This window comes from Pseudomonas sp. PDM24 (assembly GCF_019218905.1).
Lineage (GTDB): Bacteria > Pseudomonadota > Gammaproteobacteria > Pseudomonadales > Pseudomonadaceae > Aquipseudomonas.
In genome coordinates this window covers 171553-196346 of the sequence record NZ_JAHUWR010000006.1, presented here as the reverse complement: position 1 = coordinate 196346, position 24794 = coordinate 171553, and the positions used below count along the sequence as shown (strand labels likewise).

26 protein-coding genes, 1 tRNA gene and 3 pseudogenes are annotated in these 24794 nt (G+C 55.0%); 16 read left to right on the top strand and 14 right to left on the bottom strand.

The genetic code is table 11. The features are described from left to right. Positions 1–12 precede the first annotated feature (12 nt). Together KW837_RS20450 and KW837_RS20445 are read left to right on the top strand one after the other, a co-directional pair. Entirely contained in the window at positions 13–318 is a 306-nt protein-coding gene (locus KW837_RS20450; protein ID WP_007903755.1) for a ribbon-helix-helix domain-containing protein, read from the top strand. Positions 319–518: 200 nt separating this feature from the next. After that, positions 519–863: a YegP family protein gene (locus KW837_RS20445; RefSeq protein WP_218398247.1), complete on the top strand. Its 345-nt coding sequence runs from the start codon at positions 519–521 to the stop codon at positions 861–863. A 194-nt stretch (positions 864–1057) separates the two neighbouring features. Here KW837_RS20445 and KW837_RS20440 read toward each other — a convergent pair whose 3' ends face one another. Further along, positions 1058–2077 carry a DUF4917 family protein gene (locus KW837_RS20440; protein ID WP_218398245.1) on the bottom strand — a complete coding sequence of 340 codons (1020 nt, stop codon included), beginning with the start codon at positions 2075–2077 and terminating at the stop codon, positions 1058–1060. Between the two features lie 156 nt (positions 2078–2233). Here KW837_RS20440 and yiaY point away from each other — a divergent pair, with 156 nt between their 5' ends. The 6 genes from yiaY (at position 2234) to KW837_RS20410 (ending at position 7163) form a co-directional block, all read left to right on the top strand. Next, complete coding sequence (gene yiaY, locus KW837_RS20435) at positions 2234–3382, top strand: L-threonine dehydrogenase (protein WP_192344328.1); 1149 nt, start codon at positions 2234–2236, stop codon at positions 3380–3382. A 359-nt stretch (positions 3383–3741) separates the two neighbouring features. Continuing rightward, positions 3742–4158, top strand: a complete 417-nt coding sequence (gene fos / locus KW837_RS20430) for a fosfomycin resistance glutathione transferase (protein WP_192344329.1) — start codon at positions 3742–3744, stop codon at positions 4156–4158. Positions 4159–4222: 64 nt separating this feature from the next. Next, the gene (locus tag KW837_RS20425) at positions 4223–4861 is read left to right on the top strand and encodes a LysE family translocator (RefSeq protein WP_123499156.1); all 639 of its coding nucleotides are present in this window, start codon (positions 4223–4225) and stop codon (positions 4859–4861) included. A gap of 103 nt (positions 4862–4964) precedes the next feature. Beyond that, positions 4965–6314 carry a diguanylate cyclase domain-containing protein gene (locus KW837_RS20420; RefSeq protein WP_218398243.1) on the top strand — a complete coding sequence of 450 codons (1350 nt, stop codon included), beginning with the start codon at positions 4965–4967 and terminating at the stop codon, positions 6312–6314. A 116-nt stretch (positions 6315–6430) separates the two neighbouring features. Continuing rightward, complete coding sequence (locus tag KW837_RS29140; RefSeq protein WP_008014777.1) at positions 6431–6586, top strand: KGG domain-containing protein; 156 nt, start codon at positions 6431–6433, stop codon at positions 6584–6586. 73 nt (positions 6587–6659) lie between these two features. Further along, positions 6660–7163, top strand: coding sequence for a DUF4142 domain-containing protein (locus tag KW837_RS20410; RefSeq protein ID WP_123499151.1), 504 nt, complete (start codon positions 6660–6662; stop codon positions 7161–7163). A gap of 56 nt (positions 7164–7219) precedes the next feature. Here KW837_RS20410 and KW837_RS20405 read toward each other — a convergent pair whose 3' ends face one another. The 3 genes from KW837_RS20405 to KW837_RS20395 form a co-directional block, all read right to left on the bottom strand. Further along, positions 7220–7618, bottom strand: coding sequence for a low affinity iron permease family protein (locus KW837_RS20405; protein WP_218398241.1), 399 nt, complete (start codon positions 7616–7618; stop codon positions 7220–7222). 519 nt (positions 7619–8137) lie between these two features. Then, positions 8138–8674, bottom strand: a complete 537-nt coding sequence (locus KW837_RS20400; RefSeq protein WP_218398576.1) for an AidA/PixA family protein — start codon at positions 8672–8674, stop codon at positions 8138–8140. Between the two features lie 124 nt (positions 8675–8798). Further along, a complete protein-coding gene (locus tag KW837_RS20395) occupies positions 8799–9302 on the bottom strand; it encodes an inclusion body family protein (protein ID WP_218398239.1) in 504 nt (167 codons plus the stop codon). Positions 9303–9688: 386 nt separating this feature from the next. Between KW837_RS20395 and tam the strand changes: the two genes are divergently transcribed. Then, positions 9689–10459, top strand: coding sequence for a trans-aconitate 2-methyltransferase (gene tam / locus KW837_RS20390; RefSeq protein ID WP_218398237.1), 771 nt, complete (start codon positions 9689–9691; stop codon positions 10457–10459). 56 nt (positions 10460–10515) lie between these two features. On the opposite strand, the gene KW837_RS20385 is transcribed toward tam, so the two are convergent. The 3 genes and pseudogenes from KW837_RS20385 to KW837_RS20375 form a co-directional block, all read right to left on the bottom strand. Then, on the bottom strand, positions 10516–10923 hold the full coding sequence (locus KW837_RS20385) for a type II toxin-antitoxin system HicB family antitoxin (RefSeq protein ID WP_008074516.1): 408 nt from the start codon (positions 10921–10923) through the stop codon (positions 10516–10518). 24 nt (positions 10924–10947) lie between these two features. After that, positions 10948–11126 (bottom strand): annotated as a pseudogene (locus tag KW837_RS20380) (type II toxin-antitoxin system HicA family toxin). A 372-nt stretch (positions 11127–11498) separates the two neighbouring features. Then, on the bottom strand, positions 11499–11834 hold the full coding sequence (locus tag KW837_RS20375; RefSeq protein WP_192344334.1) for a hypothetical protein: 336 nt from the start codon (positions 11832–11834) through the stop codon (positions 11499–11501). A 386-nt stretch (positions 11835–12220) separates the two neighbouring features. On the opposite strand from KW837_RS20375, the gene KW837_RS20370 reads away from it, so the two are divergent. The 5 genes from KW837_RS20370 to KW837_RS20350 are packed head-to-tail and all read left to right on the top strand — an operon-like array spanning position 12221 to position 17250. After that, positions 12221–13687 (top strand): cytochrome c oxidase subunit II, encoded by a 1467-nt coding sequence (locus tag KW837_RS20370; RefSeq protein ID WP_218398235.1) that lies wholly within the window; start codon positions 12221–12223, stop codon positions 13685–13687. A gap of 50 nt (positions 13688–13737) precedes the next feature. Beyond that, positions 13738–15513, top strand: coding sequence for a cytochrome c oxidase subunit I (ctaD, locus tag KW837_RS20365; protein ID WP_218398574.1), 1776 nt, complete (start codon positions 13738–13740; stop codon positions 15511–15513). Beyond that, positions 15510–16199, top strand: a complete 690-nt coding sequence (locus tag KW837_RS20360; protein WP_192344336.1) for a cytochrome c oxidase subunit 3 — start codon at positions 15510–15512, stop codon at positions 16197–16199. Before ctaD ends, KW837_RS20360 begins: the two co-directional genes overlap by 4 nt. Positions 16200–16205: 6 nt before the next feature. After that, entirely contained in the window at positions 16206–16919 is a 714-nt protein-coding gene (locus tag KW837_RS20355) for a heme-copper oxidase subunit III family protein (RefSeq protein WP_192344337.1), read from the top strand. Between the two features lie 13 nt (positions 16920–16932). Further along, the gene (locus KW837_RS20350; RefSeq protein WP_123499130.1) at positions 16933–17250 is read left to right on the top strand and encodes a cytochrome C oxidase subunit IV family protein; all 318 of its coding nucleotides are present in this window, start codon (positions 16933–16935) and stop codon (positions 17248–17250) included. Positions 17251–17280: 30 nt separating this feature from the next. Here the strand turns inward: KW837_RS20350 and KW837_RS20345 are convergent, their stop codons facing one another. Both KW837_RS20345 and KW837_RS20340 read right to left on the bottom strand, forming a co-directional pair. Next, positions 17281–17841 carry a magnesium transporter gene (locus tag KW837_RS20345; RefSeq protein ID WP_192344338.1) on the bottom strand — a complete coding sequence of 187 codons (561 nt, stop codon included), beginning with the start codon at positions 17839–17841 and terminating at the stop codon, positions 17281–17283. Between the two features lie 417 nt (positions 17842–18258). Further along, a complete protein-coding gene (locus KW837_RS20340) occupies positions 18259–19134 on the bottom strand; it encodes a LysR family transcriptional regulator (RefSeq protein ID WP_192344339.1) in 876 nt (291 codons plus the stop codon). A gap of 106 nt (positions 19135–19240) precedes the next feature. Here KW837_RS20340 and KW837_RS20335 point away from each other — a divergent pair, with 106 nt between their 5' ends. Next, entirely contained in the window at positions 19241–19660 is a 420-nt protein-coding gene (locus KW837_RS20335; protein ID WP_192344340.1) for a DUF1330 domain-containing protein, read from the top strand. Between the two features lie 711 nt (positions 19661–20371). Then, positions 20372–21604: a multidrug effflux MFS transporter gene (locus KW837_RS20330; protein WP_218398233.1), complete on the top strand. Its 1233-nt coding sequence runs from the start codon at positions 20372–20374 to the stop codon at positions 21602–21604. A 151-nt stretch (positions 21605–21755) separates the two neighbouring features. Here the strand turns inward: KW837_RS20330 and KW837_RS20325 are convergent. The 5 genes and pseudogenes from KW837_RS20325 to KW837_RS20305 form a co-directional block, all read right to left on the bottom strand. Further along, positions 21756–22123, bottom strand: a pseudogene (locus KW837_RS20325) (transposase); the annotation flags it as partial. Between the two features lie 109 nt (positions 22124–22232). Continuing rightward, positions 22233–22460: pseudogene (locus KW837_RS20320) on the bottom strand (Arm DNA-binding domain-containing protein); the annotation flags it as partial. Between the two features lie 145 nt (positions 22461–22605). Further along, positions 22606–22679, bottom strand: a tRNA-Gly gene (locus KW837_RS20315). Between the two features lie 180 nt (positions 22680–22859). Further along, positions 22860–23744 carry an alpha/beta fold hydrolase gene (locus KW837_RS20310; RefSeq protein ID WP_218398232.1) on the bottom strand — a complete coding sequence of 295 codons (885 nt, stop codon included), beginning with the start codon at positions 23742–23744 and terminating at the stop codon, positions 22860–22862. A gap of 315 nt (positions 23745–24059) precedes the next feature. After that, positions 24060–24752, bottom strand: a complete 693-nt coding sequence (locus KW837_RS20305; RefSeq protein ID WP_218398230.1) for a pseudouridine synthase — start codon at positions 24750–24752, stop codon at positions 24060–24062. Positions 24753–24794 lie beyond the last annotated feature (42 nt).

Below are 24794 nucleotides of genomic sequence, written 5' to 3'. Positions count from 1 at the left end.
AGGGACGTTTCCATGTGCGAGCTCTACGTCAAGGCCGATCCGATTCTCTACGAGTCGCGCTCCCGCTCGCTGCGCATCTGCGGGGTGGTGACCACCCTGCGGTTGGAGAATCAGTTCTGGGACATCCTCAGCGAAATCGCCGAGGTCGACGGCATGACCACCAATCAGTTGATCGCCAAGCTGTATGAAGAGGTGATGGACTACCGCGGCGAAGTGGTGAATTTCGCCTCGTTCTTGCGGGTTAGCTGCATGCGCTACTTGAGCCAGCGACGGGTGCAGACACCTGAGTTGTCGGTGGTACGGGCTGCGGTGAAATAGAGCGGTTTGTGTCGATTTTGAGGACGCCTTCGCGGGCAAGCCTCGCTCCCACAGGTTTCGGTTGACCGCGAATTTTTGCGTCCGCCCCAAAACCTGTAGGAGCGAGGCTTGCCCGCGAAGGGGCCGGTACAGGCGACAGAAATCCTGACTTGGTCTTTACTCTGAAGCGCGAAACCTCTCAATCGCCAAGGAGTAGAAGCATGTCTGGATGGTACGAAGTGAGCAAAACCGTCAACGGTCAATTCAAGTTTGTATTGAAAGCGGCCAATGCCGAAACCATTCTGACCAGTGAGCTGTACACCACGCGCGGCGCGGCCGATGGCGGTATCGCCTCGGTTCAGGCCAACAGTCCACTGGACGAACGCTACGAGAAAAAAACCACCAAGGACGGTCACCCTTATTTCAACCTGAAGGCCGGTAATCACGAGATCATCGGCAGCAGCGAGTCCTACTCATCCGATACCGCGAGGGATAAAGGCATCGCCAGCGTCAAGGCCAACGGCCCGACCACGGTGATCAAGGACAAGACCTTGCCGGTGCTCTAAACACACCGCTTGATAAGTCCAATACACATCCAGTGTGGGAGCGGGTTTGCTCGCGAAAGCGGTCTGACATTCAGCATCTTCGTTGAATGTTCAGCCCCCTTCGCGAGCAAGCCCGCTCCCACATAGGTTTGGCAGCGTTCACAAATCCCTGTGGGAGCGGGCTTGCCCGCGAAGAGGCCGGCCCCGCGGCGCCGCTAAACTTCGACCGGTACAGTCAGCTTCGGACTACCAAGCGCGTGCGTCTTCGAATCAAAAAACCGCAGCTCCACTCCCGTCCCTTCAAACACCTTCGTGTAATGCCGCTTCTGATGCTGGATGAACGCCTTGCTGCGCGGGTAAATCGAGATCGCCGCTGTCTTCGGCTTCGCCTGACGCAATGCATGAATGATGTGACTGTCCTGCTCGCCAAGGGCATGCCCGAAGATGCACAGCCCATCGCCATGGCCCAGTAACTGGTCGTAGCAAAACGACAGGTAATCGGAGTTGCGAATGGTCTTGAGCTTGTCCTGGGTCGGACCTTCGTTGACGAACAGCGGCACATCGTCGAGGGTCTTGATCGTATTGTTGATGGCGAAACTGCCCAGCAACGTACCTTCGGTCGACATCAATTTACGCGCGGTGCCGTCCTGATTGCGCACCAGATGCAGGCCGCCGTGCAGGTACAACAGCCGGGTTTTGTCTGTCGTGGTGAGGCTCAGGTCAAAATGCGGCTCGGTGCCCTGGAACAGATCGGTAATCGCCTCAGGCCGGTGCTGGATCGCCCAGTAGTTGAGCAAATCGTAATTGGTGGTGAACACCGTTCGATAGCTGCCCAATTCCTGATTGATCGTCGCCAGCGTCGAGGGCACCACCAACCGCCAAGGGATGTGCACCGCATGCACGGTATTGATCAGCGCTTCCTTGATCGCGTAATAACGATTGCGCGGTGCCGCTGAGCTGACGGCCAAGGCCTTGTTGACCCGGCTGGTGGTTTTCAGCGCCCCAAGCACCTGTTCGAAACTGCGCGTCTGCATCGCCTCGAACACGCTCAATTCGGATTGGCTCAGCGGCTTCTCTTCGACAGTGCGGGCGTTTTCGAACAGCGAGTCGTAGCCGAAGTCGTCCCATACCGCACGACTGGCACCGTTACCCACCAGCAGGCCGCCGAAAGAGGCGGTGGTGCGCAAGGCGTTCCAGTCTTCAAGTTGGGCATCGACATCCTGGAAATCGGTCATTGCGTTCGTTGTCTCAAAGCAAAAGGTCTGATGGACGGCGACTTTATCACGACCCGGACTTGAGCCAGATCAAGTTACCGCACGACTAATGGGTCGATCCTGTGCGCACCCGCCGGATCGGTGCTGTTGATTCGGCTTCAGCCAGGAGACTCGCGCATGAGCAGTACGTTTTTCATCCCCGCTGTGAACATCATGGGCACCGGTTGCCTCGACGAAGCCATGGACGCCATTCGCAAGTATGGTTTTCGCAAGGCGCTGATCGTCACCGACACCGGGTTGGCCAAGGCTGGCGTGGCGACGATGATTGCCGAGAAACTGGCGATCCAGGACATCGACTCGGTGATCTTCGACGGCGCCAAGCCGAATCCGAGCATCGCCAACGTCGAACTTGGCCTGGGCCTGCTCAAGGAAAGTCGTTGTGATTTCGTGGTGTCGCTGGGCGGCGGTTCGCCTCACGACTGCGCCAAGGGCATCGCCTTGTGCGCCACAAACGGTGGGACGATTCGTGACTACGAAGGCGTCGATCAGTCAACCAAACCGCAGTTGCCGCTGATCGCGATCAACACCACCGCCGGCACTGCCAGCGAGATGACCCGTTTTTGCATCATCACCGACGAATCCCGTCACGTGAAAATGGCCATCGTCGATCGCAACGTCACGCCGCTGCTGTCGGTCAACGACCCGGCGCTGATGGTCGCCATGCCCAAGGGTCTGACTGCCGCCACTGGCATGGACGCACTGACCCACGCCATCGAAGCCTACGTCTCCACGGCGGCCAACCCGATTACCGATGCCTGTGCGCTGAAAGCCATCACCTTGATCAGCAATAATCTGCGCCTGGCCGTACGCGACGGCAGTGACATGATCGCGCGGGAAAACATGGCTTACGCGCAGTTCCTCGCCGGCATGGCGTTCAACAATGCGTCCCTCGGTTACGTTCACGCGATGGCTCACCAGTTGGGCGGTTTCTATGACTTGCCCCACGGTGTGTGCAATGCGGTGCTGCTACCTCACGTGCAGAGTTTCAACGCGCTGGTCTGCGCCGAGCGCCTGACCGATGTTGCTCGTGCGATGGACGCCGACGTTCGCGGGTTCAGCCCTGAAGAGGGCGCTCAGGCAGCGATCGCGGCCATTCGCACTCTGGCCAAGGACGTGGAAATCCCCGCCGGCTTACGTGAGCTCGGTGCCAGGCTCAACGACATCCCGGTGCTGGCCAGCAACGCCTTGAAAGACGCCTGTGGACTGACCAATCCACGGAAGGCGGATCAGCGGCAGATCGAGGAGATTTTCCGCAGCGCGTTTTGACCAGGGCACGGTTCGGTTTGCACGCGGTACCGCTGACGGATGACTGGTTGGATCGCGCATTAGATTCTGGTGGTGCGCGATGAAGCGACCCTGTCGCCGGTGAGGCGGATGTTGTTTGAGCAGTGGCGCGGGGGTGGTCTGATAGTCATTTGTCGGATTGGGCGGGCCTCTTCGCGAGCAAGCCCGCTCCCACAAGGGATTTGTGTCGGACGCGATATTCGATTCTCCACAGATCAAAATGGGGGAGCAGGCTTGCTCGTGAAGACTGACTCACAGCCAACAAACCCCCAGCGGCTATACGCTCAAGGACGTTTAAGTTGTACGCTCCGGTCGGACCCAGCCTATAGGTTACTAAACCCATGCTAACCGGCCTCAACCACCTGACCCTCGCCGTCACCGACCTGAACCGCAGCGTGGCGTTCTATCGCGATCTGCTACAACTTCAGCTTGAAGCCACGTGGGATGCCGGCGCCTATCTCTCATTACCCGGTCTGTGGCTGTGCCTTTCTCTCGATCCGCTACGCGAACCTACGGCCACCGCTGACTACACCCATTACGCCTTCGGTATCGATTCAGTGGACTTCCCGTTGTTCGTCGAACGCCTGCGATCGGCCAACGTGCGGGAATGGCGGGACAACCGCAGCGAAGGTGCGTCGTTCTATTTTCTCGACCCGGACGGGCACAAGCTTGAGGCGCATGTCGGGGATCTGGCGTCGCGGCTGGCGGCGTGTCGGCAACGGCCGTATGCGGGGATGAAGTTCTTCGACGATCAGTGAGTCGATGCTTGGGGGCCTGAGATAGACTTGCGTCCATTCATCCGGCGTTTCAACAGGAATTCCCATGACTCCATCGCTGCTAATGGCCGTTCTCGCCTCGGGCTTCATTTATGGCATCACGCCGGGCCCGGGTGTGCTGGCGGTGTTCGGCATCGGCGCGGCGCGCGGGCGGCGGGCCGGAGCGGGGTTTCTGTGCGGGCATTTGCTGGGCGACGTGGTCTGGTGCAGCACGGCGCTGATCGCGATTGTCGGTGCGCGGGAAATCGGCAGCACCGCGTTCGATGTGTTGGGCGTACTCAGCGGGCTCTACCTGTTCTGGCTGGGTCTGCGCGCGGTGCGGGCTCGTCGCGGCAGCGCCGAGGCGCCTCAGGGGCCGGCGCGGCAGCCATTCTGGCACGGCATCCTGTTCGGTTTGACCAACCCCAAGGCTTATCCGGTGGCAGTGGCGACCTTTACTGCGCTGTTGTCCAGCCGTGCAGAGTTGCTGCATTGGTCGATGTTGCCCTGGTTGATCATCCTGAGCTTCGTTGGTGGCCTTTTGGCCTACGCTATTCTCATAGGCATCGTCGGGGCGCGTCAGGTGCGCACGTTGTATCAGCGTCATGAACTGGCGATCACCCGGTTGTGCGGGGTAATGTTCATCGGTTTTGCCATCAATGCCTTGGCGCATGCGCTGCCGGGGCTGGTGACGAACAAGGCTTGAGGCTGATCGCAGGGAAGCGTCGGCTGCACAGTCATCGCTCGGGCGTATGACCGGTCAGGGAGGGTTGTTCAATGTTGCATTGTCCGGACACGCTCTCGGCATTATGGAAACCAGAAATTCCGCCCCACTGGCGAGCTACATTGACCTCTTGCTGGACGCCGTCTGTGCGGTGGATAAACAAGGTCGCTTCGTATTTGTCAGCGCGGCCTGCGAGCGCATTTTCGGTTACACCCCCGACGAGTTGGTCGGCCAGCCGATGATCGACCTGGTGCATCCCGCCGACCGGCAGCGCACCCTCGACGCCGCGCGGGAGATCATGGGCGGCGAACCCAAGCTCAATTTTGAAAATCGTTACCTGCGCAAGGACGGCCGGGTGGTGCACATTCTCTGGTCGGCGCGCTGGTCGGAGGTCGATCAGTTGCGCATTGCCGTGGCGCGCGACATCACCGAGCGCAAACAGGCCGAGTCCCGACAAGCGGCGCTGTACGCAATCTCCGAGGCGGCCCATGCGGCGGAAGATTTGCTGGCGCTGTTCAAACGCGTCCATTCGATCATCGGCGAATGGCTCCCGGCGTTGAATTTCTCCGTGGCGCTGTATGACGAGCACTGCGCGCAGCTGAATTTTCCCTATCACGTCGACGACCGTGAACCGCAACCCGAGGAGCCCGGGACTGTGACCGGGCGTCTTTGCAGTGAAGTGATTCGCAGCGGCTTGCCGATCCTGCTGACTCCGGATCAGGACAATCCGCCGGCGGGGTTTGCGGCACTGGTCGCGGGCCAGGATTCGCCCTGCTGGCTGGGCGTGCCATTGAGTTCGAAGAACGGCACCATTGGCGCGTTGATCGTTAAAAGCGTACCGGGCGGCGAGCGTTATACCGAGCAAGACAAAGAGCTGCTGCAGTATGTTTGCGCCCAGGTCGCGACCGCTATCGAGCGCAAGCAATTGCATGCCCGGCTCCAGCGCATGGCCCAGTACGACCAACTGACTCAGTTGCCCAATCGCGAGTTGCTGCGCGAACGCCTCAAAGCCTCACTGGAGCTGGCCCGAACAGACTCCGGTCGAATGGCTTTGCTCTACGTCGACCTCGACCGCTTCAAGCATGTCAACGACACCCACGGTCATACGGTTGGCGACATGCTGCTGCAAGCGGTCGCCAATCGGCTCAAGGGCTGCGTGCGTGAAACCGATACCGTGGCGCGCATCGGCGGTGATGAATTTGTGGTGTTGTTGCACAGCATCCATGCCGCAGAGGATGCCGAGCGTGTGGCGGGAAAGATCCGTCAGGTACTGGTTCAGCCCCTGCGCCTGGACGGGCATAACCTGAACATCCAGCCGAGCATTGGCGTTGCGCGCTACCCCGAACACGGGACTGAAGAAAATCAGTTGTTCAGGCATGCCGACGAGGCGATGTACAGCGCCAAGCGCCAGCATCACCTGCGTCTCGGGGCCTGAAAGCCCGTCACCGTTCGTCGCAGCGTTGCCAGTTTTTCTAAACCTTTTTGACTATGGAAATTCTTATTCTATGCGGGCGGCTGCTCGCTGCTCTCATCATCAAGAGGATGAAAACCATGCCTACTTCAAAAAATCCGAGTCCGGGTAGTGCCCATGATCGAACGAAGGCGTCTGAAGCCGGTCGCAAAGGTGGGAAAACCACCACGACGACCGTTGATAAAGACTCCGCGAAAGGCGGCATGGGCCGCAAAGGTGGTCAGAAATCCCGGTAATAGTGAAGATGGTTTTATTAAAAGACGGGGGCGCAAGCTCCCGTTTGAATTTTCAAAGAAGGAGGGCGCGACCATGAGCCGGATGGCCACCCGTTTACGCAATGCCAGTTTTGTCACGTTACTGGGGCTGTTTGCCAACAGTGCCTTTGCCCAGTCAGCTGCTGAATTCATCAACGAAGCGTCGGCCAAAGGCATGGCCGACATCGAAGCCAGCCGCCTGGCGCACCAGAAAACCGAATCCAAAGAGGTCAAGGACTACACCATCGTGGTGATCAACGACCTCACCACCGCCAACCAGCATCTGGCGAAAATTGCCAAGCAACTCGATTTACCGGTCGCACCACGCGAAGAGGTGATGGACAAGGCCAAAACCCTGATTCCGGAGGTGAAGGACGATGCGTCCTTCGATCAGGCGTACGCCGCCAGTCAGGTGAAAACCACCCAAGAGACCATCGAGCAGCTTCAACAACAAGCGCAGACCACGGACGTGCCGCAAATCAAAGCGTTCGCCGAAGAAACCTTGCCCAAACTGCAAAACCACCTGCAAATGGCCAGAGAGCTGCAAGCCAGTCGTTAGCACCAATGGCGCGGGTGACGTCACCGGTCACCCGCGGGGCATGAGTCAACATTCATTCAATCCTGTTTCTTTGTTTCCGGGACGACAGTGCCGTCCAGAGGAATCGTTTCGCCCTCGCCGAGGTTGCGATATTTCTTTCTCAATTCTTCCAGCTGATTGAGATCCAGCGATTCGAGACCCAGCATCGCGTTCTGCGCTTCTTTCGTTACTCGCAATAACTCATCGATCTTCAAGTGCAAAATGTCCGTGTCGCGGTTCTGGGTGTTCTGGATAAGGAACACCATCAGGAAAGTGATGATGGTGGTCGAGGTGTTGATGATCAATTGCCAGGTATCGTTGAAATGAAAAATCGGCCCGCTCAAACCCCACAGGATAATCAGAACGATCGCCCCCAGAAATGTACGGGGCAGGCCGGCCCACAGGGAGAGTTTCTGTGCAATTTTTGCGAATTTCATTGCCGTGCTCCTTATAGGAATGCGCCTGATTTTCAGACAGCACGGGCATAACGAAAATTCTGCTGAATAGTGCCTGCGCATGGATGCGTAAACCCTCTGTCAGAGGCTGATCGTCGGGGCCGAAAAAGTCGCAACCATTTCCACCGACATGGGGTCACTACTTCAAGCCTGTGAAACTGGAGACCCGCATGAACCTCGCTCGCACGTTTTACCTTTGTTGCTGCCTGCTTGCGTTGCAGGGCTGCTTCGATAACTCGGATAACGAGACTAAAGACAATACTGATGGCACCAAGTCATCGGTGCAGATGCAGGAGAAGGGGGCGGATAGTAAATAGCGGTGAGTGGCTGCTGTATCGTTGCATGCCAAGAAATAAGTGTGAATCCATGTGGGAGCGGGCTTGCTCGCGAAGACGGCGGCATAGTCAATATTGATGTCGCCTGAAACACCGCATTCGCGAGCAAGCCCGCTCCCACAGGTTCCGCGCCTGAACTGGCGTTGTTTTTTTTGTATCTATCTATTCACAACAACGTCACCTCAGTCTTCCAGCTGAAGTACCCCACCGCTTCACAGCGCTGGTTGATCAGCATGAAGTTCAGTTCGCAGGCTGTCACGCCCGTGCTCAGTTGCGAGCACTCCCAGTAGTGATCATCGGCCTTGTGGCTACCCGGTTGGGTCGGGTTGGCGGGGTCGGGCGCGGGGACTGTCTGCTCGCCGTTGACGACCAGTTTGGGTGGCGAAAGGATCCCCGTATCGACCACCGAAATGTTGTGAAAGACAACGCTGTGTTCGGCCAGCAAGCTGACGGTTCTGCCGCGGAGATGGAAGACTTGGCCGTTACTGGCTGTTAGCGTCACTTTGCTGTCATTTTTGGTGTTTTTTGTTGTTTCTGTACCGCTGATGGCGAAGATGAAGCCGTCTTCAATCACCGTCGGTTTTTGCGCTTCAAGACTGGGTTGCGGATAACGGGAAAGCAGCGATTCGGCATCGACGATCAGCAGCATACTACTGGCTGTCACGGCGCTCGCCTTAGGGGAGGTAATCGGTTCGGAAGTCATCATGGATCCTTTCATGATGTTGACGCAAAACGGTAACCGCTTCGGTTCAAGCGAGACATCCTGTTCCAGCCGAGGCGGCAACGAGCTCGGTAGGCCCCTCGTTGCCAAGGGGCCCGGCCCAGCATCAGTTATGGATGGTAATGAACGGATCCCATGTGCAGCAGCCGATGATCTGGCAGTCACGATTCACGATCAGGAACTGGAAGTGATAGGTCACGCTGCCGCAAGCAAGGGTTTCCGAAGACCAGTAATGGTTTTCGACCTTCTGGCAGCTGGGCACCGACGGATTGCTGCTGTTCGGGACTGCAAAGGAGGCGGTAGCCGTGCGTGGCGTGGGCGTAGAGATCAACTCGTTGCCTGCGTTACCAACGAACTTGTAGAAAATCACTGCTTGCTCGAAGCCTAGCGACAGGCTGGTTTCGCGCCAGCGAATCAGATCGCCTACCTGCGCTTTCAGGTTGAGCTCGCCACCGGCCTGGCCACTCACCACGTTGTTCTGATTGGTCACCATGTATACATGGTTGACGTCGATCATCGTCGGCGCAGCAGGGTTTTTGCTGATGTTCGGGTAGTTTTTCAGAATGGTTTCGGTGTCGATCGAAACAAGTACATCCGTGACTCGAGACATAGTAAAGCTCCTTTGATAGTGATTACCTGGCTACCTACCAGGCACAACGCTTTGCCTTGCGGCCGTTGCGAACACACTACTGGGGAACCCACTCGATCACGGGTGCGAGCTGGCCTTGCTCCTTGCCTTGAAATGACGGGTTGGGTTCCTTCCAACAGGCCGCGAGTAGGACTATAGATGTCATTTTTATACTGTCAAAATCGCTTCGCTCTTCGGTCGACGAACGGTCCTTTTGGTTATGACTTTCGATGATTTTGCGATAAGAAAAGGCTCACTCAGATCCTACGCCCTCCAAAAGTCGGGATAGGGCAGAGCACATCGGTCGATGTATCGTAGCGAACCGGTTGTCTGCCTCTGGCTACAACCTGCACCGACAGGAGAACGATATGAGTTGGTCCGCCAAACAATACGTAGCGTTTGAAGATGAGCGAACGCGCCCGGCGCGTGACTTGCTGGCCGCCATCCCCACAATGGACGTCCAATCGGCAATCGACATCGGTTGCGGCCCGGGTAATTCCACCGAGTTGCTGGTGCAGCGCTTTCCCAATGCCGCGGTGCGAGGGGTGGACAGTTCGCCCGATATGATCGAGGCCGCCCGCCAGCGCTTGCCTCAGGTGCAATTCGACACCGCAGACATCGATGTCTGGAACGATGCCGGCCCGTTCGACGTGATTTTCGCCAATGCGGTATTGCAGTGGCTGCCCGATCACGCCCGGTTGCTGCCGTCATTGGTGGCCAGGCTCGCGCCCGGCGGCAGCCTGGCGATTCAGATGCCCGATAACCTCAACGAACCGTCGCACAGGTTGATGCGCGAGGTCGCAGCGAACGGCCCTTGGGCTGACAAACTGGCAAGGGCCGCAGGCCTGCGAACGGAAATGGAGGATGCGGGTGGTTACTACTCGATGCTGCGTGCCCACTGCACCCGCGTCGATGTATGGCGCACCACCTACTATCATCCCCTCGCGGACGGCGCATCGGGTGTGGTCGAGTGGTTCAAGGGCAGCGGTTTGCGGCCTTTCCTTGAGCCGCTGAATGAAGCGGAGCGGGTGCAGTATCTCAAGCAGTATCAGGCGGCGATCGAGCAGGCCTATCCGGCGCTGAGCGATGGTTCTGTGCTGTTGCCGTTTCCACGGTTGTTCATGGTGGCGACGCGCTGACGTACAAAGGGACATGCCTGGTCGTTTGTCCCTTTGGTTGACCAACCTTCGAACCATCAGCCCTGCTGCAACACCTTGAGCGCCGCCGAGGCCAGAAACCCGGAGCGACTTTTCTCTTCCGGATGATGCAGTACGTATTCGTCGATGCGGTTGAGCAAGTAGCCGGGCAAGGTGATGTTGAGTTTCTGGGCCTTGCCCAGGTATTTGGTGACATCGATGTCCACCACGGCCCACGTACACCCTGCGTACTGCGGATTGGCCGCATGCAGGGTTACTTTGTTGGCGGGCGGAATCGGTGATCCGTCTTCGGCCAATATTTCGAAATGGCCTTCGATGGCTTCGCGCGCCATGGCCATGGCGTCATCCAGATCCTCCCCAGCGGAGAAACAACCCGGAATGTCCGGTACTTCCACGCCCCAGGCGTGTTCATCATCGCCCATGGAGATTGCAATTGGGTAAAGCATGTTCGTCGTTCTCCTAAGGCGCTGTCATAGCAGCGCCTGTTGCAAAATACTGATGGCCGTTTTTTTGAGCAGATCCTTTTTCGGATGAGGAACCGTTACCAGTCTGGCTTGGTTGGATGTTTGAAATGGTGATGGCTCCCCTTGATTCGTACCAGATACCAGCCATCTGCAACGATTTGGCTTATCAAAAAACGGCTATTCACATCACCTCCCTGTGGTGTGCTTGTGGTTACTATACCTACTGAAATTCACTAATCAACACTATAACCACCAATGCATCCTGAGCACTGATGGGAGAGCGGCATGAAATGAGTCTAGGAGGGCATTTGGCGATGGCTTGGGGAAGGTCGGCTTTCTGTATTGCAGGATTTTGCCGAGGCGCTGGAGAGCGTGGGAGATCAAATTTCATGCATAAAAAACCGGCCACTTCGGATCAATGTCAGTCAGTTGGGCGAATCGGAAGTGTAGGAGCCAGGCTTGCCGGCGAAGGCGTCCTTAAGAGCGCTTTCGCCGGCAAGCCTGGCTCCTACGAAAAGCGGTTGCTCGCTTAACTGACTGAGATTGAGTAGTAGCTTCTAAATCAGCTGATCAATCAAAACCGCGTTGGTATAGATCAAGCTTCCATCGCTCGCTCGATGCCCGACCAAATGGAACTGACCGCGCCCGTGCTGCAAGTAGACGCGCATTTGGCAGTCGGACAAGGGACCGTATCCCTCTGGCAAGACCAAATCCATTGAGCTCATGTCGACATCAACCATGGCTTCCGGCTCATGAGTCTTCTGTAGGCGTTCTTCAGCTTGCTCTAGACTCAGATGGAGGGGGCCATCGACATCAAAGCTGATCTCACCCACCGGGGTGGACTTTGGGGCGCCGCTGGGTTTGCACCAGCCTTCGATTGTCAGGTTACTCATGACGAAGCCTCCGTCGTGGACTGCTGGACTTTGTAGCTCTCGTGTCTTCTCAAGCCATCCGCTTCTGGCCAGTTCTGCCATCCCGTCATCAGGATTGAGTATAGCTGGCAACCTGGTCTCGCTTGCTGTGCGCTACGCCCGTTTAGTCCATAGAAACGTAATGCTGAATATCCATAGTTGTATGTAGCGAATCGCTTTAAACGATTAGCTTAATATTCGTTGGAACATCCCTGCATCAGGTTTTTCAAAAAAGCACTTGTTCCGTCCGTGCACTATACTTCTTGCTGACTTTACCGCCGAATGGGACGGTATTTTCTGCCCTGCTTGGACGTCAGTGGCGATGCGTTTGCATAACCAGTGAACAACAGGAATAGGATGAACAGAAAATGGCAATAGCAATTATCTTGATATTAATCGTTATTGCATCCGTGTTGTTCCATCTACTAGCGCCTTGGCAGGCGACACCGGCAGCTTCCAACTGGGGATCTATAGACACCACCCTGTTCATCACAATGATCATCAGTGGAATATTTTTCATTGCTATCACGGTATTTATGGCGGTAGCCGTGATGCGTTATCGTCACAAGGAGGGTGCCAGGGCGCACTATCAGCCAGAAAGTAAAAAACTGGAAACATGGTTGATTATCGTGACCTCGATAGGGATTGCCGCGATGTTGGCGCCAGGCCTGGTGGTTTACAGTGATTTCATCCATGTGCCGAAAAATGCTTATGAACTTGAAGTGGTCGCCCAGCAGTGGCAGTGGGCCTTTCGTTTTGCCGGCCAGGACGGGAAACTGGGTAAATCGGATATCAAGTTTGTTGATTTTACCAATCCCCTCGGCCTTGATCCCAAGGATCCTGTCGGGCAGGACGATGTGCTTATAAAAAACAATGAAGTTCGCCTTCCGCTCGATCAGCCTGTGAAGGTTTTACTGCGCTCTAAAGATGTGCTGCACAATTTTTATATCCCGCAAATTCGCAGCAAGATGGACATGGTGCCGGGGATGGTGTCGTACTTTTGGTTTACACCAACTAAAACCGGGAAATATGAAATCCTTTGTGCTGAATATTGTGGCGTAGGTCATTACAACATGCGCGGCCAGATGATCGTGGAAGAGCAGGGCGCCTTCGATCAATGGCTGAACAGCCAACCGACTTTTGCGCAGACATTAACGACAGCTGCCAAACCCAGTCAGGACAGCGTGCTGGAAAAAGGTCGCTTGTTGGTCGAAAAATACGGCTGCGGTGCCTGCCATAGCCAGGATGGCAGTAGCAGTCTCGGCCCGGGATGGAAGGGGCTGTACGGCCGCACTGAACAGTTTGCCGATGGCACCCGTGCGCTGGTCGATGAGGCTTACCTGAAAGAGTCGATTCTCGATCCGAAGGCCCGCCTGGTACAGGGCTACCCGCCAGTCATGGTGGCCTATACTCTCACTGAAGATGAACTGGGCGCTGTCGTCGCCCTGATCAAATCACTGGGTGCCGCGCAGCAAGAGCCTTCTGCCAGAGAAAAGTTGGACAGAGGTGACGACTTGGCGACGCAGGGGCAGCGGCTGGCCGAGTCGCTCGGCTGTCTGGCCTGCCACAGTGTCGATGGCAGCAAGGGCGTCGGCCCTAGCTGGCAGGGTCTGTATGGCGAGACCGTAACCCTTGCCGACGGCACGAGTATCAAGGCCGATGAGGGCTATATAAAGGATTCGATTCTTAATCCCGGCGCCAAAATCGTCAAAGGCTATGCAGCCGTCATGCCGGCCTTTACCCCGAGTGATCAGGAGTTGAACGCACTGATCGCTTTTATCAAATCCAAAGCGAATGCCGACGCTGATGCGAGCAAGGCGGAGCCAGGGAAGTAGCCGTAAAGCTGCCAGGAATGCGCCGAAACTTCGAACAGGAGGATGACGTGATGGCCTATGCGGAGCAAGCCGAAACAGAAGCACTACACGAGCCCAAAAGCTTCCTGACCAAATATATCTGGAGTCAGGACCACAAGGTCATAGCCATTCAATATTCCTTGACGGCTATATTCGTGGGCGTTATCGCCGTGGTGTTGTCCGGCTTGATGCGCATACAGATTGGCTTCCCCGGCAGTTTGGAGTTCATGGATGCCAGTGCTTACTATCAGGCCATGACCATGCACGGCATGATCATGGTCATTTACTTGCTGACGGCCTTGTTTCTGGGTGGCTTTGGTAACTATCTGATCCCGCTGATGGTGGGCGCCCGCGACATGGTCTTCCCCTATGTCAACATGCTGAGTTACTGGTTCTACCTGGTAGCGGTAGTGGTGTTGCTCTCCAGTTTCTTTGTTCCTGGCGGTCCCACCGGTTCGGGCTGGACGCTCTATCCGCCGCAGTCCATTTCTCAGGGGACACCTGGGGTCGAGTGGGGCATCGTTCTGATGCTCGTCTCACTGGCGATTTTTATTGTTGCAGCCACCATGGGCGGGTTGAACTACGTCACCACGGTGTTGCAGGCGCGCACGCACGGCATGACATTGTTTCGCATGCCGCTCTCCGTATGGGGCATTTTCATGGCGTCGATTATGGCCTTGCTGGCCTTCCCGGCGTTGTTCGTCAGTGCGGTCATGATGCTGTTTGACAAGCTGTTGGGCACCAGCTTCTTTATGCCGGCGATGATCTCGCTGGGGCAGCAGATCGATCACCAGGGTGGCAGCCCGATATTATTCCAGCACCTGTTCTGGTTCTTCGGCCACCCGGAAGTCTACATCGTGGCTCTCCCTGCGTTTGGTCTGGTCTCCGACTTGATCAGCACGCATGCGCGGAAAAATATCTTCGGCTACCGGATGATGGTGTGGGCCATTATTGCGATTGGCGTACTCAGCTTTGTGGTCTGGGCGCACCATATGTATGTCAGCGGAATGAACCCGTATTTTGGCTTTTTCTTCGCCGTCACCACCTTGATCATCGCGGTGCCGACCGCGCTGAAAGTCTACAACTGGGTGCTGACCCTGTGGCGCGGCGACATTCATCTGACCGTGCCGATGCTGTTTGCCCTGGCCTTTATCGTCACCTTCCTGGTCGGCGGTCTGACCGGGTTGTTTCTCGGCAATGTGATCGTGGATATTCCGCTCTCGGACACCTATTTCGTCGTCGCCCATTTTCATATGGTCATGGGGGTCGCACCGGTACTGGTGGTGTTCGGCGGCATTTATCATTGGTTCCCGAAAGTCACCGGGCGCATGTTGAACGACACCCTGGGCAAGCTGCATTTCTGGATTACCTTTCTGGGCACTTACGCCATCTTCTTCCCCATGCACTACCTGGGTTTCCAGGGCATGCCTCGCCGCTACTACGCCTATGAAAACTACGCGTTCATCCCGCAGTCGGCGCAAGAGTTGAATGCCTTCATTACGGTGATCGCATTGACCGTCGGCGTCTCACAGCTGCTGTTCCTGTTCAACCTGGCCTGGAGTGCATTCAAGGGCAAGCCCGCAGGCAGTAATCCGTGGGGCGCGGCCAGTCTGGAATGGCAAACGCCGAACACCCCGCCGATACACGGTAACTGGGGAGCGAAGCTGCCGGTCGTGCATCGCTGGGCCTATGACTACAGTGTGCCGGGGATAGAGCAGGATTTCGTTCCGCAGACGGTCTCCGCCGAGGAGCTGGAGCAGATGCGGCAACTGAGTGCCGGAACCAAGATAGCGGACGTTAAAACATGAAAAGGCTGCTATTGAGAAACGCCGACGGCGCTGACCCCGGCGGCAGTTGGAGTCGCGACCCTGGGGGTATTCAGGCCACCGAGGCTGATAGAAGCCAAATCGCAAGAACGGGCCTGCGTTTGTTTCTGGTCGTGGTGAGTTCGTTATTCTTTCTCTTCCTGCTCGCCTTTATTGCCCGTTCACAAATGGCCGACTGGCTCCCCCTGACAGACCCCTTGGCGCCGTTAGCCAATCTCTGGCAGCTATGGCTGAATTCGGCTTTTCTGGTATTCAGCTGCATTGCACTGCAGTGGTCGCGTATGGCCGCCCGGCAGGCTCGGCTGGACGCTACGATCATTGGTTTTGCATTGGGGGGCGTATTTGCCATTGCCTTTCTGGTGGGGCAACTCTGGGTCTGGCAGCAGTTTGTCGCCTGGGGTTATTTTGTCGCCAGCAATCCGGCCAACAGTTTCTTCTACCTGTTGACCGGTCTGCATGGGCTCCACCTGCTGGGCGGGCTGATAGCCTGGGGCATAATCGTCGCTAAATTCCTGCGTCGCGTGCCGTTGGCGCAACTGCGCGTCAGCGTAGAGCTCTGTACCACCTATTGGCACTACTTACTGGGTCTTTGGTTCGTGCTGTTCGCTTTGCTGGCCAGCACGCCGCAAACCTATGAAGCCATCGCCAGATTCTGCGGCCTGAGGTGAAAAGCCATGGCATCGCATCCACTTGCCCCAGGCGAATCCAGTTCATCCAATCCACCAGACTCACCGCCTGCACCGGGATGGCAGGGCATCGCCAGCGACTGGGCCTCGGATAGAGAGGTCTTCAAGCAGGTCCCTTGGGGCAAGGCGATGATGTGGATATTCCTGCTCAGCGATACTTTTATATTTACCTGTTTTTTAACCGGCTACATGTCGGTACGCATGACCATCACCACCGCCTGGCCGAACCCCAGTGAAGTGTTCGCATTGACGATCGGCGGTAGAGAAATCCCGCTTATTCTGATCGCGATCATGACTTTTGTGCTGATCAGCAGCAGCGGCACTATGGCCATGGCCGTTAATTTCGCCTATCGCCGTGACCGCGCGAAAACCACTGCCCTGATGTTGGCGACCGCTGCCTTGGGTGTGACCTTCGTCGGCATGCAGGCATTTGAATGGAGCAAGCTCATCGCAGAAGGGGTGCGTCCCTGGGGAAACCCCATGGGAGCGGCGCAATTTGGTGCCAGCTTTTTCATGATTACCGGTTTCCACGGACTGCATGTGTCAATCGGCGCCATCTACCTCAGCATTGTGGCGATGAAAGTACTGCGGGGAGATTATGAGCGCTCTGGAAACTATCAGAACGTCGAGATAGCCGGGCTCTACTGGCACTTCGTGGATTTGGTGTGGGTGTTTATTTTTGCTTTCTTCTATTTATGGTAGAGGAGCACGGGTGATGGCACATGCTCAGGGTCAGCAACATCCAATCAGTTTGTATCTTAAAATCTGGGGGCTGTTATTCGTCCTCAGCACGCTGTCGTACCTTGTCGACTATTTCCACTTCCATGGCTACCTTCGGTGGTCCCTGATTATCACTTTCATGTTGTTGAAGGCAGGTTTGATTGTCTCCATCTTCATGCATATGGCCTGGGAGCGGTTGGCCATGGTCTACGCCATACTGTTGCCACCTTTATGTTTACTGGTGCTCGTCGGGCTGATGGCCACCGAGGCAGACTATGTTTTCCTCAGCCGGGTCATTTCCTTCGGCCAATAAGCGGCTTCCGGTGGCCTTGAGTCTCTAGGGCTAACCCGATATCACTCGCTTGAACTGATGCCATTTGTGCTGCCAGGCCACTGTCCAGTGGGGGGCTGCCGTTCCCGTGCCGGCGACCGTCAGCTTTGGATGATGTTCGATTACCTGGTCCAATATCGGTTCCTGATTCGGTTCAACATCCACGAAGAAGATATGTTTTCCCTCTTCTACCATCTGTTTAAAATTGCGGAAGTGAGCATTCGGCACCTGGATACCAAAAAAACCGCCTTCCCAGATGCAGAAGCCAAATATAACGATGGCCAGGAAGATAAAAGGCACCCACCCTGCGGCGGAGTCGGTCCAGCCCATCCAATAGGCGCCGCCAAGGATCAGCGCTGCGAGTGGTAAACCGACCACAGCACCAATCTCGCCAGAGTGAACAACATCCTGTTTCATTAACGAGTTAACCTCGTGGAGATGATGTTCTTCAACATCAGCAACTTGTTCACTGAGCACATGAATTTGTTCGGTATTGATGCCGTTGGCTTCCAGTTCATTTTCAACGGCCTCGAGATCGTCGAGATTGTCACTGATGTAATAGTGCCGATTCATGCCACACCTCCCATCTCGTGTTGGCTGTAGACCTCCTGTGTCCTGCAGCCGCTAACTGAGATTTGCAGTCGGTATCTGTACCCGTGGGGAACGTTGTACGCTTCATGCAATTCGTAGGAAGTATAGCATTCGCTAGCATGCGGGGCGGGCAACGTCAAGATCTGAGAGGCAGCAGGACTTGGCGCAAGCCCCTAAACCCCCAGACACAAAAAAAACGGCCATCGAGGCCGGTTTTTTCTGTTCCTGCATCCCCGTCAAAAACTGACGTGAGACAAAAATTCGATTGGAGCGGGTGAAGGGAACAGAAGTATTCATAAAATACGGGATGTTTGGGGTGTTTTTATATTCCGGTGTACAGGTGGGTGTGCAAAAAAACGCAGGAACTGGGTGACTCCGTTGCTCTCCCAGGCTCTCACTCTATGCAGAAAGGCTCTTCTTGAAGGCTCCAACGAGTGGTCTCGGATCGTCTTTACGCCACATTGCGTATACCTTGACCGCTGAGGGGAACCAAGGGAGATCACGGAAAGTCAGCCGCCCTGGAAGAGCATCGCGTAGGCTGGATTGAACGAGTGTCACTCCAAGCCCTGCGCCAACAAGACGGAGCGCGGTTAGTAGGTCATCTGCCTCCATTTGGATGTCCGGTACAAAGCCGGAGGATCGGCAGTTTTCAATAAAGCGCCGTCGGGCATCGGGATTCCGAGCTTCTGCTAGAGCGATCCAGTGCAGACTGTCGAGATCATCAGCTCGAATATCGGGCTGACCTGCCAATGGATGATCCGACGCCAATGCAAGGACCACGGGCTCACTCATGACTTCTACTACCTGAATATCCGGATCATGGGGTGGCGAATAAAGCATTCCTACATCAATCACTCGGCGGTATAAGGCCTCGATCTGTGCGGCGGAAGATAGTGCATGAAGCGTGACGTTAGACATTGGTCGTTGCGCCCTCAGGTGCCGGAGGGCTTGAGGTAAAACTTCAGCGTGCATGACGGCCTCGACGTAGCCGACTGCAAGAGTGCCGGATTCTCCCTGAGCGAGACGACGGGCGTGAGCTTTGACGCGCTCTGCTTGCGACAACAGATTTTGTGCATCAAGAAGAAATAATCGACCTTCGTCTGTCAGCCTGACCCGTTGGCGTGATCGTTCGAATAGGGTGAGGCCAAGTTGCGCTTCAAGTTGCATAATCTGACGACTAAGCGGCGACTGTGAGATGTGCAATCGTTCAGCCGCCTGACCGACATTTTCGGTCTCAGCAACAACGACAAAGGCGCGAAGTAACTTAAAATCCATATGATGCTCGGATGGTCTTAAATGTGTCCATATCAGTCTTAGATTGTATCACCGTTTTCTGCAATGCTGACTGTTGATTGCAACTGAACAGAAAAGGAACGTCAGTATGAAAATGACTAAGTCGAGCCCCCGTCGCATGATCGCCAGCGGAGTTCTAGCGTTTGTCACTTTGACATCTCTCGCGGCTAACATTGCGTCGGGACAGACGCAACCCGAAATGGCCAGCCCCAACAAGCCTGGATATGCGGTGTTCTTTATTCAGGTAAGCAATCCAGATGCGTATACGGAGTACGCATCCTTAGTCCTTCCGTCTCTAAAGCCATATCAAGGTCGCGTGATATCTGCGGTTAGTCGAAATGATATGCGCCAAATTGAGGGCGTTGCGTCCTTGGATAGAGCTGCGATTATTGAGTTTCCGTCCTTGGATATTGCGGAGGAATGGTACAAGTCCTCCGCTTATACGCGCGCGACGGCTATTCGAAACAAGGCTGGAGTGAGCGAAGTTGTCCTGATGCGTGGGCGTTAAAGTATGCGCAACTCGATTACACTTCGATTTGAGGGGTAGGTCAAAGACCGTCACCGCTGGCTTGCCAGCGAGATACCTGTAGTGGTAATTCAATTGATTCGACGGATCGGGCAGATTGTGAGCGAAATACAACTAATGTTTAAACTTATAAAGTTCCCAGATGTGGAATGAATAAATCATAGTTTATGACTACGCACTCGCGACAGCAGAACGCCTATAAAGCCTTGAAATAGATTTTGATTTCAAGTGGAAGATGCTGCGCTTGAATTTTTATTCTCCCTTGATGGTATAGTTGCTTTTAACTATTAGAGCTGAATGAGTCTTGAAGTTATATATGGATATATATGAAAGCTGAAATACAGAATTTGGATGTTACGTTACGCGATGGCGGCTATCGGAATGATTTTAATTTCACGCTTGAATATGCACAATAACACATTCAGCAAATGGTTAAAAGTGGAGTCGATTGGGTTGAGATTGGATATAGGAACGGGGCTTTTAAAACCATAGCCGATATCGGTATTACTGGGCTTTCCGAGAGTTCTTATATCAGCGCTTTGCGCGATAGCGTGTCGGAACCTTGCCTATGTGTAATGGCACATCCTAAAAATATAGAAAAAAATGTAGTGAGGTGGTTTTGAAAAAAATCTGAGTTGCTCCTACTGGAAGCAATACAAATTATTCTTTTTTACTTAATGCGGAGGTAATGCGGTGAGTCAACAAACTACTCAGATCCCTTATGGCATTTTACTCACGGCGCTAGTATTACTTAGTGCTAGTGGCTTGATTGCATCCGATATCAATCTACCGGGTATGGGTGTTGCTGCGATTGCATTAGATTCACCAATTTCTGCGATACAGCGGACTTTTGGGATTTATTTGATTGGCTTAGCTGTGGCGCAGGTTATTTATGGCCCGTTGTCTGATGCTTATGGTCGTCGTACGTTGGTACTTGGTGGCCTGTTTTTATTTACGGCGGCATCAATTACCTGTGCGACTGCGCAGAATGTTACGGTATTCGCGATCGGCCGCCTATTGCAAGCTCTAGGTGCTGGTGCTGGTGTGGTGATTGGCCGCGCGATTGTCGCCGACATCTTTGACAAAAAAACCGCTGGCCGTGTCTTTGCTACGATTATGCCCATCGTTGGCGCCTCGCCAGCGCTGTCACCAATTATTGGTGGTTATTTGACCCTGCATTTTTCCTGGCGGGCGCCATTTCTATTTACTGCTGCGCTCGGGATTGCAACGCTGATTTTAGTCGCTACGAAAATCCCTGAAACTTTCCCTAAATACCAGCGGCACCATGCGCTGTTGGCAACCATAAAAAATTATCCGGGGTTGCTGATCAATACTTTGTTTTTAGCCTACACGGTAAATTTAGGTGTTGCCTATGCTGCTTACTTTGGCTACTTGGCCGCTTCGCCAGTTATTTTTAGCGCGATGGGGATGACGCCTGCCGTAATCAGTTATTGTTACATCAGCGTTGCAGTTTCTTATATTGTCGGGAACCTTATTTCGCGCAATTTAATCCAAAAGTATTCCATCAATCATTTGATAGCAGTTGGCTATGTTCTATTCACCATCGGCGCTAGCAGTTTATTCCTGTGTAGTTTGTATAACACGACCTCCCCGTTACCTGTCTTAATAAATATGGCGATTATGACATTAGGTAATGGTTTTTTGATGCCTTTATCCTATGCTGGTGGCATTACAAACTTTCCGAAAAGCGCTGGAGCAGCATCCGGTCTGATGGGAGCACTGCAATTAGCCTGCGGGTCACTGGCTATTTACGTAGTAACTTTGCTTGGTAGTGATCTGCAACATCTTGGTCTGTTCATGATAGCCACTGCTTTGATCGGATGTGCCTTTTTCCCATGCTTATTGTATTTTTACCATGTTAAAACGCGAGCTGTACGGAAGGAGTTTCTTCCAAAAACAAATTGACCTAAGGAAGGTCTGAAGTACCCACCGATTTTTCATGCTTTCGCTAGTTGAGGTTCAAAAAATCATGAGTCGGTCGAAAAACAGACCTTTCCTGCCGTTAACTCATAGATCTTTCCTCTAATCGTGCTGTTCCAGGGGTGATTAGTCCGCATTACAGGTGCACCTCGCTCATACCCAGCAACCGGTTTCTCACCATCCGCAGGTTCGACAACGGGAGTAGCGTCGTTTGCTGAGCAATGTTTTTCGACAAGCCACGAAAGCGTACTTTCGTATAGCCGAACTGGCGCTTGATCACGCGAAACGGATGCTCAACCTTGACCCGCACCTATGCTTTCGCGTATTCGATCTTGCGTTGCATGCGACCGATCAAACTTTTCTTCGCATGCTTTTTATAGCTGCTTGGGCGGGCGGCAATCGACAAGATCATTTTGTGGCCCTGGTGCTCCGGCGCTTGTCCACTCCGGTGTAACCCGCATCGCCGTAGACGTAAGTTTCCTTGTCATGAAGCAACTGCTTGATTGATCCGGGGGGACTAATTTCCCGCATCGCTTGATTGCCCACATCCAGAGGAACGAGTTCGTCGGGCGAGCATCGCTCGGCGTGCCTATGTCGCCAAGGAAAGCAAAGGGCGCGAACGTGCGATTTTGGCCGGAGTGTCAGGGTAAGCCCCCAGACCATGCCAGCCCCATCGACCATCTGGTTTTTTATGGCGAAGTAACCAGCCTTTCTGCCCATTCGGTTTCACTCGAAAGTTCAAACCGTGACCGTCAAGCTCTCGATATTCCCGGGGCTCTGGCTCTAGGCTCGCGAGTGCGGTATCCGAAATAGGGCGTTTTTTGATGTCCGCACGCTTCATTTTTTGTACATCAGAGTTATGTGTTTTTTTTAGTGTGGGGCGTCAACGGAAATCATGCGGACACAAAAAAACCGGCTCAGAAGGCCGGTTTGTCTGGGCTTCAGCTGCTCGCCGGGATATGCGGGAACATGCTGGAACAAGGAAGTGGAGCGGGTGAAGGGAATCGAACCCTCGTTATCAGCTTGGGAAGCTGGAGTAATGCCATTATACGACACCCGCTCAGAGCGGCTGACTTTGTACCAGATGTGCGCGTGAAAATGAAGTTTTTCTTTGCGCGCGATGGCTTTAGCACGGGTGAAACGAAAGCATCGACCGCGTGCGGTCATTCGCGGGCAAGCCTCGCTCCTGCAGGAATGCGCTTAACGCTGCAGGGCTGAGCTTGCTCGCGATGACTCTGTTTCAGATTGCCAATGCATGGTGGTCCTGGACGTAGTGGTAACGCGGTCGGCTTTCTTGTTGCGTCGGTTTCAGAAAGCCCAGCAGTGCGTTGCGGCTGTCTCGGCAGGCGGCTTTGTGCTCCATGTCGAGAAAGTGCCCGGTGGCCTGCAGGGTGCTGAAGGTGCTGTGCTGCACGTGACCGGCGAACAGCTTTGCATCGGCGGCGGCGGTGTACTCGTCCCATTCGCCGTTCATGAACAGCACCGGCACGTTGATTTTCTTCGCCGCGTTCAGGTAGCACTGGCGGTCGCTGTTGAGCACGTCGCTGATGTGAAAATGCATCTGCCCGTATTCATGTTCGGCCAACGAACTGACGTGACGGTAGTTGAAGCGCTTGAACAGCGAGGGCAGGTGTTTGCCGATGGTGCTGTTCACCAGGTCACCGACCCGGTTACCGTCCCGGCTGCCGAGATAATCGACACCGCGCTCAAGGTAGTCGAGCATGTGCGCGTTGACCACCGGCGAGAACGAGCTGATCACGGCCTTTTCGATGCGCCGTGGCTGTTGGGCCAAGGCGACGAGCGTGGCGGCGCCACCAAAGGAAAACGACAGCACGTGTTCGGCGGCGAAGTGGTCGATCAGCTCAAGGAGGATCTGCCCTTCGATTTCCTTGGTCAGCATTTTCTCATGCAGGTTGTGAGCCTTGGACTTGCCCGCGTAGGGCTGGTCGTAGCACACCACATTGAACTGCGGATAAAGGTTTTTCACGGTTTGGGCAAACGACGCAGTCGTGGACATCGAGCCGTTGACCAGAATGATGGTCTTTTCTGCGGCGTCTGCGCGATAGAACTCCGTGTAAACCCGATACTGACCCTGTATATCCAGCACAGCGATTTCTGGCCTCATGACATAAGACTCCTGGCAAGCGGGTATGCGCGCAAATCAGATTGCACGAGCTTTGTGACAGGTAGGCATACGCCTGGAATTTTGAAGGCCCATGTCGATCCATTGAAAGCCGGTCGACGGGTATTGTTATAAGCGGGCAGTTTGCCGGGGGAAGGCGGAACCTGAGGGTTCTCTGCCGGCAAAAAGTTTCTTAGAGTAGTTTTGGTGACTCGTCGGTCACGTTTCGCGCCGACGTCCTGATTCAAGCAGGGGTCACGTCATCGCGCAAGTATCTTTCGTAAAATTTTCAGCGGCTTCTGCTGAGCGGTCGCCTGCTTAGATCATTCGGATCTCATCGCTGCTCAACGGCCGGTATTCGCCGGGCTTCAATGTGTCGTCGAGCACCAGCGGACCCATGCATTCACGGTGCAGGCGCAACACCTTGTTATCGAAGTGGCCGAACATCCGTTTAACCTGATGATAGCGGCCCTCGACGATGCTCAGGCGCGCAGATTTTGGCCCGAGTACGACCAGTTCGGCCGGTTGAGTGGTGAGGTCTTCGAAGGCGAAATACAGCCCTTTGGCGAAGGTGATCGCGTATTCGGCAGTGATGTCCTGCTCGGTCTCGACGTAGTAGACCTTGGGCAGTTTGGTCTGCGGTTGGGTCAGGCGTCGCGACCAGCTGCCATCGTTGGTGATCAGCATCAGGCCGGTGGTGTTGAAGTCCAGGCGACCGGCGATGTGCAGGTCTTCCTTGTCTGGTTCATCGAACAGGTCTAGCACGGTCGGGTGTTGCGGGTCGCGGGTGGCACTGACGCAACCGGGTGGTTTGTGCAGCATGAAGTAGCGGGCCGGCTTGCCAACTTGCAGCACCTCGTCGTCGACTTCCACTCGGCTGAACTCGAGCACCTCGGCGTGGGGGTCGCTGACGACTTCTCCGTCGACCCTGACGCGCTTTTCCACCAGCAACAGGCGTACCTGCTTACGGTTGAAGCGGGGCAGGTTGCTGAGGAAGCGGTCAACGCGCATGGCTAGGGTTCGGTGGGGGGATTCGGTGGGAGAGCGCCGCGC

What these genes read in the sequence shown, in the direction of transcription:
- KW837_RS20425 (WP_123499156.1), top strand. Translation starts at nt 4,223, where the DNA reads ATGACTCCATCGCTGCTAATGGCCGTTCTCGCCTCGGGCTTCATTTAT.
- KW837_RS20450 (WP_007903755.1), top strand. Translation starts at nt 13, where the DNA reads ATGTGCGAGCTCTACGTCAAGGCCGATCCGATTCTCTACGAGTCGCGC.
- KW837_RS20360 (WP_192344336.1), top strand. Translation starts at nt 15,510, where the DNA reads ATGAAAAGGCTGCTATTGAGAAACGCCGACGGCGCTGACCCCGGCGGC.
- KW837_RS20355 (WP_192344337.1), top strand. Translation starts at nt 16,206, where the DNA reads ATGGCATCGCATCCACTTGCCCCAGGCGAATCCAGTTCATCCAATCCA.
- KW837_RS20420 (WP_218398243.1), top strand. Translation starts at nt 4,965, where the DNA reads ATGGAAACCAGAAATTCCGCCCCACTGGCGAGCTACATTGACCTCTTG.
- KW837_RS20350 (WP_123499130.1), top strand. Translation starts at nt 16,933, where the DNA reads ATGGCACATGCTCAGGGTCAGCAACATCCAATCAGTTTGTATCTTAAA.
- tam (WP_218398237.1), top strand. Translation starts at nt 9,689, where the DNA reads ATGAGTTGGTCCGCCAAACAATACGTAGCGTTTGAAGATGAGCGAACG.
- KW837_RS29140 (WP_008014777.1), top strand. Translation starts at nt 6,431, where the DNA reads ATGCCTACTTCAAAAAATCCGAGTCCGGGTAGTGCCCATGATCGAACG.
- KW837_RS20385 (WP_008074516.1), bottom strand. Translation starts at nt 10,923, where the DNA reads ATGCTTTACCCAATTGCAATCTCCATGGGCGATGATGAACACGCCTGG.
- KW837_RS20445 (WP_218398247.1), top strand. Translation starts at nt 519, where the DNA reads ATGTCTGGATGGTACGAAGTGAGCAAAACCGTCAACGGTCAATTCAAG.
- KW837_RS20410 (WP_123499151.1), top strand. Translation starts at nt 6,660, where the DNA reads ATGAGCCGGATGGCCACCCGTTTACGCAATGCCAGTTTTGTCACGTTA.
- KW837_RS20405 (WP_218398241.1), bottom strand. Translation starts at nt 7,618, where the DNA reads ATGAAATTCGCAAAAATTGCACAGAAACTCTCCCTGTGGGCCGGCCTG.
- KW837_RS20375 (WP_192344334.1), bottom strand. Translation starts at nt 11,834, where the DNA reads ATGAGTAACCTGACAATCGAAGGCTGGTGCAAACCCAGCGGCGCCCCA.
- KW837_RS20400 (WP_218398576.1), bottom strand. Translation starts at nt 8,674, where the DNA reads ATGACTTCCGAACCGATTACCTCCCCTAAGGCGAGCGCCGTGACAGCC.
- KW837_RS20310 (WP_218398232.1), bottom strand. Translation starts at nt 23,744, where the DNA reads ATGAGGCCAGAAATCGCTGTGCTGGATATACAGGGTCAGTATCGGGTT.
- KW837_RS20370 (WP_218398235.1), top strand. Translation starts at nt 12,221, where the DNA reads ATGGCAATAGCAATTATCTTGATATTAATCGTTATTGCATCCGTGTTG.
- KW837_RS20340 (WP_192344339.1), bottom strand. Translation starts at nt 19,134, where the DNA reads ATGGATTTTAAGTTACTTCGCGCCTTTGTCGTTGTTGCTGAGACCGAA.
- KW837_RS20395 (WP_218398239.1), bottom strand. Translation starts at nt 9,302, where the DNA reads ATGTCTCGAGTCACGGATGTACTTGTTTCGATCGACACCGAAACCATT.
- KW837_RS20305 (WP_218398230.1), bottom strand. Translation starts at nt 24,752, where the DNA reads ATGCGCGTTGACCGCTTCCTCAGCAACCTGCCCCGCTTCAACCGTAAG.
- KW837_RS20345 (WP_192344338.1), bottom strand. Translation starts at nt 17,841, where the DNA reads ATGAATCGGCACTATTACATCAGTGACAATCTCGACGATCTCGAGGCC.
- fos (WP_192344329.1), top strand. Translation starts at nt 3,742, where the DNA reads ATGCTAACCGGCCTCAACCACCTGACCCTCGCCGTCACCGACCTGAAC.
- yiaY (WP_192344328.1), top strand. Translation starts at nt 2,234, where the DNA reads ATGAGCAGTACGTTTTTCATCCCCGCTGTGAACATCATGGGCACCGGT.
- KW837_RS20440 (WP_218398245.1), bottom strand. Translation starts at nt 2,077, where the DNA reads ATGACCGATTTCCAGGATGTCGATGCCCAACTTGAAGACTGGAACGCC.
- KW837_RS20335 (WP_192344340.1), top strand. Translation starts at nt 19,241, where the DNA reads ATGAAAATGACTAAGTCGAGCCCCCGTCGCATGATCGCCAGCGGAGTT.
- ctaD (WP_218398574.1), top strand. Translation starts at nt 13,738, where the DNA reads ATGGCCTATGCGGAGCAAGCCGAAACAGAAGCACTACACGAGCCCAAA.